Annotated in this window: 8 protein-coding genes; 2 read left to right on the top strand and 6 right to left on the bottom strand. The window is 45.4% G+C overall.

The window, feature by feature from the left end; genetic code table 11:
* Positions 1 to 178: 178 nt before the first annotated feature.
* Entirely contained in the window at positions 179 to 2,308 is a 2,130-nt protein-coding gene (locus GJS45_RS20015) for a hypothetical protein (RefSeq protein WP_162343641.1), read from the bottom strand.
* Positions 2,309 to 2,535: 227 nt separating this feature from the next.
* On the opposite strand from GJS45_RS20015, the gene GJS45_RS20010 reads away from it, so the two are divergent.
* Positions 2,536 to 4,344, top strand: coding sequence for a GDSL-type esterase/lipase family protein (locus tag GJS45_RS20010; protein ID WP_162343640.1), 1,809 nt, complete (start codon positions 2,536 to 2,538; stop codon positions 4,342 to 4,344).
* A gap of 3 nt (positions 4,345 to 4,347) precedes the next feature.
* On the opposite strand, the gene GJS45_RS20005 is transcribed toward GJS45_RS20010, so the two are convergent.
* From GJS45_RS20005 to GJS45_RS19990, 4 genes are all read right to left on the bottom strand, one after another.
* Positions 4,348 to 5,409, bottom strand: coding sequence for a dihydrodipicolinate synthase family protein (locus GJS45_RS20005; RefSeq protein WP_162343639.1), 1,062 nt, complete (start codon positions 5,407 to 5,409; stop codon positions 4,348 to 4,350).
* Between the two features lie 6 nt (positions 5,410 to 5,415).
* A complete protein-coding gene (locus tag GJS45_RS20000) occupies positions 5,416 to 6,432 on the bottom strand; it encodes an NAD-dependent epimerase/dehydratase family protein (protein WP_162343638.1) in 1,017 nt (338 codons plus the stop codon).
* Between the two features lie 75 nt (positions 6,433 to 6,507).
* Positions 6,508 to 7,695 (bottom strand): Nramp family divalent metal transporter, encoded by a 1,188-nt coding sequence (locus GJS45_RS19995; protein WP_235954887.1) that lies wholly within the window; start codon positions 7,693 to 7,695, stop codon positions 6,508 to 6,510.
* Positions 7,696 to 7,755: 60 nt separating this feature from the next.
* The gene (locus GJS45_RS19990) at positions 7,756 to 8,277 is read right to left on the bottom strand and encodes a hypothetical protein (RefSeq protein ID WP_162343636.1); all 522 of its coding nucleotides are present in this window, start codon (positions 8,275 to 8,277) and stop codon (positions 7,756 to 7,758) included.
* Between the two features lie 354 nt (positions 8,278 to 8,631).
* Here GJS45_RS19990 and GJS45_RS19985 point away from each other — a divergent pair, with 354 nt between their 5' ends.
* Complete coding sequence (locus tag GJS45_RS19985) at positions 8,632 to 9,171, top strand: redoxin domain-containing protein (RefSeq protein WP_162343635.1); 540 nt, start codon at positions 8,632 to 8,634, stop codon at positions 9,169 to 9,171.
* Positions 9,172 to 9,207: 36 nt separating this feature from the next.
* On the opposite strand, the gene GJS45_RS19980 is transcribed toward GJS45_RS19985, so the two are convergent.
* Positions 9,208 to 9,678 carry a bactofilin family protein gene (locus tag GJS45_RS19980; protein ID WP_162343634.1) on the bottom strand — a complete coding sequence of 157 codons (471 nt, stop codon included), beginning with the start codon at positions 9,676 to 9,678 and terminating at the stop codon, positions 9,208 to 9,210.
* Positions 9,679 to 10,257: the final 579 nt, after the last annotated feature.

Raw genomic sequence — 10,257 nt, 5'->3', positions numbered from 1 at the left:
TTTTTCTCGCGGCGAACGCAAAGAAGGCGCGGCGGACGCGGCGGGTGCTTTTATGCCTTCCCAATACATTATCCGCTATTCAGATTGTTTGAAGTAATACATCCCCGTGTAGTAAACCCGCTGCGGTCTCTGCGATTTCGCTGCGATCGTGGCGTGAAACCCTTTTACATACATCTGCCTATTTATATTCCTCCAGCATCAACTCCAGCCTGTCTTCCATATGCTCGTTGATTTTCGAATCGCGGGTTAGTTCCCAATAGCTTTGATCCTTTAAGACCAACACCTGGGTGGCGACGATCCAGCTTTGCGTCCAACCCGTCAGGGTGCCCCAGGCTCCCCAGCCTACGTCGGCATTAGAAGCCCAGAATTCCCATCGTTCGAAGTCAAAAGCCCGGAACCAGGCACCATCAATGTCTTCAAACCGATCACTTTTTACTTGTATTCTAGTCAAAAAATCGGATAATTTCTGCAAAGCGGCTACGTACTCGGGATTACCGGTGGCCTGGGCGGCCTCATTCAGACTAAAAAACGCAAAATTACTGGTATACAGCATGTCGGCGATGGGGTCACCATTTTCAAAAATAAGGGGAGCCTCGTGCAAACCATACTCCTGATTGGATCGGGTACGGCCATACCTACCTTTATCGTTTCCTCCCAATTCCTCCCGGATAGCCCCGCTTTCCACCTGGTTTTCCAATAACTTGCTTACAATACGGTCCAGCCAGGCGCGGTGTTCAGGGGTATCTTCCACCCGGACCAGCCAGGCCAGAGGCAAAATCATTCGGGCCCGTTCCTGCTGTATGCCATTGGTCCACAACCATTCTTCAGGATAGGCATCCATGGTGATTTTTATGGCCGTTTTTGCCTTTTCCAGAAGGGGTTCGTAGCCGGTTTTATCATACAACCACAGGTACAGTGCCCACATCCAGGATTCAAAATGAGGTGCCGGGTTGACGAGATCCCTGTTCCAGTAATGCTTCCAACCCAAGCGCTGCAAATCCTTATTTTCGATGCGGTTGATGCGAAAACCTTGTTTGCCTGTAGTTCTAAAATTGGCAAGGATGGCTTCGGTCATCTCCTGATTCCAGGTATCCCGTTCCATAAAGGCCATGGCACCCAAAATTCCCAGAATGGCGCGGGCATTATCGTCGCCGTAATAAACATGGGGATGGGTATGGGACCAGCCGATCAAGCCGAAAGCAGCTGAATCGGGATGATTTCGGGGACCCTTTCTTAGGTTTTCGTTAAAAACAAAGTCCACCAGGTTTTCGGCAGTAGTAAAATGCTCCGGCTGATCCAACAAGCTCCCGGCAGCAGCCAGCGCAAAAGCCCCTTCACCCTGCACATCGGCCCTGATCCAATAGCGGTATTGCTGGCTGCCATCGAAATAAATATTGGAAGAATGTCCTTCCAGCAAGCCCTCGCTCCCATCACCAATAGGAAAATCCCTGGGAACCGGCGGTCCAACAGGATTCGTCCCGTCCCCCTGGTAGCGCAACCAGCGGTCTTTCCAGTCGGGGTGAATATAAAATTTCCCTTTGGAAAACCAGTCTACCCCATTTTTAACGCTGTTTTCCTTATCCGCCCGGGTAAGTGCCCTACTGGCATCAAAGGCAGGCTCCAGGTAGCGCGGCCAGCCGGAAAAGGTAAACTCCTGCTTACCGGTAAGTTCTGCAATCAGATGTGCCCATACCTTTTTCCAATGCTCCTGAGGCCCATACCGGCCTTTGGCAAAGTCAGAAAGCTTTGTCAATGCAACAAAACCCGAACCGTTCGAAACTAACATCGGGTGCACCGGCACTCCTTCCAGCCCATAAGGAGCAGTATCCAAACCCGCTACTTTAGCCAACACAAGTAAGGGATCGGAGGCCTCCACGGGAATCAGGTGGCAGTCATTGATGCCTAAAATACGCATGGTTGGCAGGCTTTCTCCAAAGTGATCCCCCGCTACCACTCCCCTTTCCAGCCGGGTTTGAATCACCGGGCCCTGGCTGTTTACCCCCGGAATATCTTCCGGAAACTCCAGGTAATAGCGGACACGCTTTTCGTTCATTACTTTAAAAAAATCCTTCGGTAGCCGCAACCTGTGGTGGGGATACTGGTCTGCCAGCAAGAGCAGTGTAGCCGCCGGAGGAATCTCATTCATGGCAACTTCGCTGTCGGGATAAAATTCCAGCTCAAAACCTTCTCCTGAAAGCCAGCCAAGCAAATCGGTTTCGGGTGCTCCTACCACATAAATGGTTTGTCCCCTACCATAACTACCATTCAATACCAATATAACCAATAAAAAGAAGCCGTATTTGCGCATAAGGGAAGAGATCTGTTTCTAATAAATAGCAACAGGCAATATACGGCATTAGGCTTGGATCTGAAACCCAAAAGTGAGGAGACAAATTGAATTTTACCTCTAAAATTTAGGAATTATAATACATTGACCTGCAATTATTTAGCCATCCACCTGAAATAATCGCTAAGGAATAGTGAAAAAGAATAGAAATTCTTAAATTTAAAAAAACATTCTTTAAATCAATTAAAATGCATTTCAGATTCTTATTCGCATGGATTCTTCTTTTTTCTGGCGGAAATGCAAGCTTTGCGTCGGATCTGGCTTTCAAAGATTCCATACTCAGGGAAAGTGCTCCTGAGGAGCAAACCTGGAGGATCATCAATAAGGGAGCGGGTGGAAATAACTCCCTGGATTTGTTGGCAAGGCTGGAGGGGGATGTATTGACTGAAAACCCCGATATGGTTTTTATCCTGGCGGGCATGCACGACATGATCAACTTGCATAAATTTTTGGATTACGGCACCTTTCGAAAATCTTACCAGAAGATCATCAGCAAGCTTAAGGAGGCGGGAATAGAAACGGTATTGATGAACCTTACCCCGGTGGATACCAACGCCATTTCCGGCAGATATGAATTATCTTTTTTTGATTCCCCACCTTTAATGCGAATCCAACGGGCAAATGAAATCATCGCCGATCTGGCCAAAGTTAACGGACTGCCGATGATTGACCTATATCAGGAATTTATTTCCAGGAACTCTCCCAATACGGGCAAAAGCTCGCTGATTCGGAACGTAGCTAATTCCGGAAAAGCAGATGGGGTCCATCCGACCAGTGAAGGTAATCGAATCATTGCCGAACAAATTTTTAACTTTTTGGTCGCTAAGGGAAAAATAACGGAAAAGAAAAGCATGGTCTTTTTTGGTGATAGCATCACCTTCGGACAGGGAGTAGAGGGAAGTGGTACCAGCCAGGGCCAGACGTTTCCCGCCTACCTTAAAAAAATGATCCAGTGGGATGGATTGGCACCCTATTTTTCCATTCCTTATGAATACGAAGAAGTGGAAGGAAATTTCAGCGATCCATTCGTTTTCGATGATGGCCAGGTGGTAAATGACCTGGCCGACTGGAAGGAAAGAAGAAAAGAAATCCTTCAAAAATGGCACAAACTAATGGGGAAATGGCCGGAGATAAATACCCAGCCAACGTTCGAAATTTTAGATACCAGGGAAAGAGAAGGTTTTGTCCAAAAAAAGATTCGATTTGAGTGGGTTCCCGGGCAATGGACTGAGGGTTATTTACTGCTTCCCCATGGTGCTGAAAACCGGCCAGCGGTAGTGACCGTTTATTACGAGCCGGAAACGGCTATTGGCGAGGGAAAACCTCACCGCGATTTTGCATTGCAACTGGCGAAACGCGGATTTGTCACCCTATCCCTTGGCACCACGGCCACCACGGAGAATCAAACCTATTCGATTTATTATCCGCATATAGACAGTGCCAGGGTACAACCCCTTTCCATGCTGGCCTACGCCGCGGGCAATGCCTGGCACCTGCTTGCCTCCCTCCCCGAAGTTGACAAAGAAAAAATTGGAATCACCGGCCATTCTTATGGTGGTAAATGGGCCATGTTTGCTTCCTGCCTCTTCGAAAAATACGCAGCAGCAGCCTGGTCGGACCCCGGTATCGTATTCGACGAAACCAGACCGGACATTAATTATTGGGAACCCTGGTACCTGGGCTACCATCCCAACCCCTGGAGGGACAGGGGAATTCCTACCGAAGAAAATCCTGCCAAAGGGCTCTATCCGGAGTTGGTAGAAAAAGGAATGAACCTACACGAACTGCACGTACTGATGGCCCCACGACCTTTTTTGGTTTCAGGAGGCTCGGAAGATTCGCAGGACCGTTGGGTTCCGCTGAACTACAGCTTGAGAGCAAATAATTTTTATGGAGCAAAAAACCGGGTCGGCATGAGTAACCGCCCGAACCATTCTCCCAGTCCCGATTCCAACGAAATCATTTATTCATTTTTTGAATACTACCTCGCTCCCTGATATTCAGCCAAAAAACCTATTGAGATTTTCCCTGACAAATACATCGTCATTCAGCCAGGGATAATCGGCGTAGATCCGGTCGATCTCTTCTACTTGCCCCGGAGATAATTTTTCTTCCTCACTGAGGCACCAGATCCCGGGCAGCAACCCTTGTCTCCTAAGAATTTCGTGTATACCGGAAATACACCCCTTAAATTGATGTTTGGGATCAAAAATTGCCGCATTGGCATCGGTAATCTGCACTCCTAGCTCAAGAAGTTCTCTTATTCCTTCTCCTTTATTATCCAGACATTTTTTCACTTCTTTGAGCAGGGTTACCGCTTGGGAAGTCCAGACGGCCCAGTGCCCTAACAATCCACCAACGATCCTTTTGGTTACCCTTTGCCCATTTACCAGCAGGGTATAATCCGTCAATAAATCAGCAACGATATTGTCATCGTTGCCTGTGTACAAGGCTATTTGCGCTGGCCTCCCGGAAGCACATACCGCTCGTACCACATCCAGGGTTTGGTACCGATTAAAGGGAGCCATTTTTATGGCTTTCACATTGGGAATCTGGGCAAAATCTTTCCAAAAGTCATAACTCAATAACCTCCCGCCAGCGGAAGGCTGTAGGTAAAACCCAAAGAGGGGGATTTCTTCGGCTACTTTCTCCGCCCGGGCAATTAAGTCCTTCTCAGACCAATCGCCCAATCCTCCCGCACTAAGCAAACCCAAATCATACCCAAGTTCGCTAGCCAGCACTGCCTCTTCTAGTGCCTGTTGGGTATTCCCCACGATTCCGGCCACTTTAATAAAGGGCCTATCAAGTTCCGCCGCCTTAACCTCTTCCATGGCCATTTCCAACACCGGTTTCAACAGACCGTATTGCTTATCACGGATTTCAAACTGGGTACTATGTACACCCACTGCCATGCCGCCGGCACCGGAAGCCAGGTAATAACGTGTCAATGCCCGTTGGTGCCTTTCGTCCAGCTTGCGGTGTTTGTTTAATGCCAGGGGATGAGCAGGAATGACGGTGCCTTCCTGCAGATGCTTTTCTATTAGGGGGTCTATCTGATGCATAAGAATCTAAAATTTTCCTTCTCTTTCCTGAAAATGGGTTGGTTTGTTTAACGTAGCACCATCCTCCCGTATCCAGGCTGCAGTCATTTCGATCATCTCCAGCAGGGAGACGGAAGGGTAGCCAAACAGGCGGTGGCAAAGGGAGGCATTGCTTAACAAAGCCATGGGCTCGGGTTCATTGATAAATACCGGTGTTTTGTTTAGGAGTTCACCAAATTTGCCTGCGACCTGGCGTATACTCACGGTTTCCGGGCCGGTCACATTTAGTAACCTGGGAGGGCTGCTGACATGTAGCAGGGATCGAATCGCTATTTCATTGGCATCTCCCTGCCAAATCACATTCATGTGGCCACTTCTCAAATCAATGGGCTGCCCCTTTTCCACCATTTTACCAATTTCCAGGAGGTTTCCATACCGCATATCGATGGCATAGTTCAGGCGGTAAATCAGCATGGGAATCCGGTATTGATGGCTGAAGTATTCAAAAATCCGTTCCCGGCCCAAACAGGATTGTGCATATTCCCCCAGAGGTTCAGGCGGAGTGGTTTCCGACGCGCCACCAGAAGCATAATGCACAAAGGGATATACATTTCCGCTTGAAAAGACCACTATCCGCGAATCCCTGAATTTTTCCGACACCCTTCCGGGCAGGTAGGCATTCATTGCCCAGGTCGTGTGCGCCTCGCCCGTGGTTCCAAATTTTTTACCCGCCAGGTAGATGACGTTTTTTGCAAGGGGTAATGCCTGCAGGTCCCCGTCATCGAGGAGGTCTGCACGAATGCATCGAATTCCCTCCGTTTCCAGTTCCTGTTTGATACTTTCATTTGAAAACCGGGATACCCCGAATACCTCTTTCGTAACGCCGGCCTCCTGAATCGCCCGTACCAGCAACCTGGCAAGACTGGGTCCCATTTTACCGGCCACCCCCAACAGAAGAATATCACCATCGATTTGTTGGATATCCTTCACCAATGCGGGAGAGGGCTTACTTAATTTTTCTTCGAGTTCTGCTATGGTTTTCATGGGTTACGCTATTTGGGGTGTACTAGCTTCCTGGCTGCAATTTTTAAACATTTTATCTTAAATGAAACTTTTTTACTAAAAAAACAGGACGTAGGCATTGCTGACTGCCAATGTCAGTAAAACCAACAATCCAAAGGCTCCCAGTAAGATGGTTCCTATCCCATTTTTCATATTTCCCATTATTTTTCCATCATTTCCGATCAGGAAGATGCCAAGACCAATAAACGGAACGGCAAAAATAGTAATGCCCTGGGCAAAAACAATCAGCTCCAAAGGTAGCCGCCCAAAAATCAGCGCCACAGCCGCCCCAATGACGATGACCAGGGAGATCAAAAGCTTCACCCGAACACTATTCAGGTCCCTGCCCATGGATAGTGCGTCTGCCAACAAGGTACCGCCAATGGTGGCATTGCCCAGAAGCGAGGAAAAAGACGCGCCAAACAACCCCACCATAAATACCAAAAAGGAAAATTTCCCATACACAGGCTCCAGGGCCATGCCCATATCAGCAGCAGAATTGACTCCGATGCCCTTGGGATACAGAATCGTCGCAGCACTTAACATGATCATTGATGAAATCAATCCTAATACGACTATTCCCGTGAAGCTCTCCCGAAGGGCATCCCCTTTCTGTTCTTTTCTCCATCCTTTCTCCTGCACCAGATAGGCCTGGTAAAAAGCCCCGGCAATGGAAAAACTAGAGGCTACCAACGCAATTACCAAAATAAAAGCCCCCGGAGGAATAGAAGGTTTAAAACCGGATACAATATTATCGAATGAAGGTGGGGCCAACACAAGGGTGAAAAAAAATGAAACTACCATGATAGTCACCATGGCGATCATCACTTTTTCCAATATGCGGTAAAAGGATTTGAAGAAAAGCAGGGAAATGGCTAACAAGGAGATGATCAAAATCCAAACAGCGTTTGAACTGCCCAGGGATTCGGATAAAGCCATTCCAGCACCTACTGTGTTTCCAGCCTGAAAAGAGGCCGTTACAAAGAAAATCCCCAATCCGGCCACCCATGCCGCCAGGTTTCCCCATTTTTGCCGGAAAATACTTATCAGTGAAACCTCAGTGGCTAAGCCTATCCGTGCACCCATCCCAGTAAAAGTAATCATTAACACAACGGCTATTGCGATGACCCAGAGCAATTGGAAACCATAGATAGCCCCCAATTTGGAAGTGATGGTCAGGCTACCCGGACCAAATACCAGAGCGGCGGTGATCAGGCCCGGTCCCAGGGATTTCAACCATCGCATCAACATGACAGAAAAGAAAAACGTAGCTGGTAAAACGGAAAAGTAACGTGCATATTCCGGTTAAAAATGTCTTCTATTAAAAATTTCAGTCAGAATGACAGCATCTCTGGCAGACGCTGGGTTTTTCAGCAGTCGGGCATATTTGCTGTTTCCGGGATTTTCGGCCGCTACATCCTCTACTTCACCCAATAATTTTTTATCGTCTGCCAGATCTACCTGATCGTCTAGTTTGACCAAGGGCTGTTTGAGATCCTGATAGGGGTTTTTATATGCCTCTTGGTTCTTTTTGTAATTCTCTTGATTCTCTGTTCGATACTCAGCCGCCTCAACTTCTTCAGCCGTGGTTTTCTCAGCATAGGTCACTTCTTCCGGTTCCCCGGAAGCATCCATATCTCGTTCCCGTTGCCCTTGTTCGTTCCGGATTTCTCTCAGCAAGTCGTCAAATGATGGCCCTTTCTGAGGTGGCTTAGCGTCCGACTCCTCCTGGTCTGAAGTCGGTTTTTCAGCCTTTTTTTGGATAAACGAGGTGTAAATAAAATAAATGATAATGGCAATGATATAAAATATAGTCCCTGAATCCATAGGTTACCCATTCGTTTGAAAGGTGAATGTACAAAATTTATCGGTTTTACGGTACTCTTTTTTGAGCAGTAGATCCAAAGTAGAAAAAAGCATCCCCGTTGGTGAAGGCTGGGCTGAAGCCGCCTGTTGCCCATGAACTCTTAGCTTCGAGTGATCTCCGGTGGCCGCAAAATAACTTATCATTAAATGACCCAAAACAGAATTATTACGTTCGTAGCGAAAACCGATAAATTATATGATTTTAATCAGTTTTACCTATGAAAGCCATTTCTTACAATAATATTTCAATTGATTTTTAGTATATTCATACAACAAAAAAATAGTACCCAAAGTATTTATAAACCTTACGCTAAAATGAAAACTGAAAAAAAACTATCGCACTTTATGGATATGAACGTAGCTTTTCCGAATGTGATTGTTAAAACGCATCACGGCAACGTACACTTCAGATCACTGATACAGGACAAGCGGATCATTGTTTATACCAATCCGTCCGAACTGATTCCCGCCAACAAAAATGAGGCTGGTGAATTAGTTGAAACCCTACGCAAACTAAAAAAACTGAATTACCATCTAATTGGGTTCAACCGAGATTCCTTCGAGGAACATTTAAAATCGCTCAACTGGCTCAATTCCTATCTGAGCGATGATTTGGTTTTCCCGGTGTTCTATCAGCCTCAAAATGAGGTTAAAAAATGTTTGGAGAAAAATTTAGGAAAAAAAATAACCTTAAAATCCCCCATTTACTTACTTGATAAAAACGGAAGTACTCGAATGATTATTGATGGCTACCAATCGGCGAGCAAAAATTTAGAGACAATATTAGAGCAAGCCTCAAAACTGGTATTGGCTGATCAATCTTTTGGAAAAAACCATTCGCTAAGGGACAGCTAATCCCTTAGCGATTTCCGGGTGGTTCCCGGAACCGTCTCAATTTTCCAGGCTCACCTTAGCCAGTTCAGGTTGGGGCAGGTTGTGCTCCTTTCGTTTCCCCCCTTCAGACTTATTTACTTGTTTTGAGTTGCTTTCAGTGTCCACTTGCTTCTTGAGTTTCTTAATACAAGCCTCTACTTCTGCACCGGGGTCAATTTTTATTTTGTTTGTTAGAACAGTACCATGCACCACACCGGTCTCGCCGATAATCGTAATGTCAGTCGCGACTACTTCACCAACTACCTCTCCCATTATAGAGATATGACAGCCTTTTACATTGCCGATAACCTGGCCAGTCTTTCCGATAATAATCCTTTTACTCGTGATTAGATTTCCCTGAATAATTCCTTCTACCCGAACGTCATTGTTTGACTCAATGTCTCCTATCATCCGGAATCCCGGAGCAAAAAATGAAGTAGTGCTTGGCTCACTTAACGACTGGGTTGATTTTTTTTCTGCGTTCCACATGGCTTAGTTTTTTTAAAAATAAATACGAAATTGAATAAGTAGGTGATATAAATAGTACAAGTATCTCTTTCAATAGTATAAACATAGAATAAAAAAAATGAAGGACCAAAAATAATTTTACAAAGCAATATTTCGTAATCCAAGTGAAATTTACCGTATATATTTCCGCCCAATCTTCTTTTACACAATATTAGTTCATAACTAATTTAATATCGATCGATTGAAACAAATCATTCAATTTAAATTTATAATTATTCATATATTTTTTTTAATAAAGGACTAACCACAAGCACTAAGCACAAATTAGGTGCTTTCAACTACAAAAAATAGAAGTCAAGCCAATAATTCGCACATTCTCAATTCATTAGGATTTTTGACATCTGAATTTATCAAATCGGCTTATTTAAATTCAAAATACAAATAGTAGTATACTTTCCGAAAAATCAGCTTTTTTCGACATTCTGAAAACAACTTTATTGATACTTATTAGTGTAAAATTCATATAATAAGCCCTTTTAATTGAATATGTAAATCCAAACCTCATTTTTTTAAATTCCATTTTGTTTATCTTGTTTAAAA

Origin of the sequence: Cyclobacterium salsum, from assembly GCF_010119245.1 — a bacterium.
Classification (GTDB): Bacteria; Bacteroidota; Bacteroidia; order Cytophagales; family Cyclobacteriaceae; genus Cyclobacterium; species Cyclobacterium salsum.
The sequence above is the reverse complement of the archived record's forward strand: the minus strand, read 5'-3'. Positions and strand labels throughout refer to the sequence as shown.

Excerpts from the sequence above, each read along its gene's own strand:
- GJS45_RS20000 (WP_162343638.1), bottom strand. The coding sequence starts at position 6,432 with ATGAAAACCATAGCAGAACTCGAAGAAAAATTAAGTAAGCCCTCTCCC.
- GJS45_RS20005 (WP_162343639.1), bottom strand. The coding sequence starts at position 5,409 with ATGCATCAGATAGACCCCCTAATAGAAAAGCATCTGCAGGAAGGCACC.
- GJS45_RS19980 (WP_162343634.1), bottom strand. The coding sequence starts at position 9,678 with ATGTGGAACGCAGAAAAAAAATCAACCCAGTCGTTAAGTGAGCCAAGC.
- GJS45_RS20015 (WP_162343641.1), bottom strand. The coding sequence starts at position 2,308 with ATGCGCAAATACGGCTTCTTTTTATTGGTTATATTGGTATTGAATGGT.
- GJS45_RS19995 (WP_235954887.1), bottom strand. The coding sequence starts at position 7,695 with ATGCGATGGTTGAAATCCCTGGGACCGGGCCTGATCACCGCCGCTCTG.
- GJS45_RS19990 (WP_162343636.1), bottom strand. The coding sequence starts at position 8,277 with ATGGATTCAGGGACTATATTTTATATCATTGCCATTATCATTTATTTT.
- GJS45_RS20010 (WP_162343640.1), top strand. The coding sequence starts at position 2,536 with ATGCATTTCAGATTCTTATTCGCATGGATTCTTCTTTTTTCTGGCGGA.
- GJS45_RS19985 (WP_162343635.1), top strand. The coding sequence starts at position 8,632 with ATGAAAACTGAAAAAAAACTATCGCACTTTATGGATATGAACGTAGCT.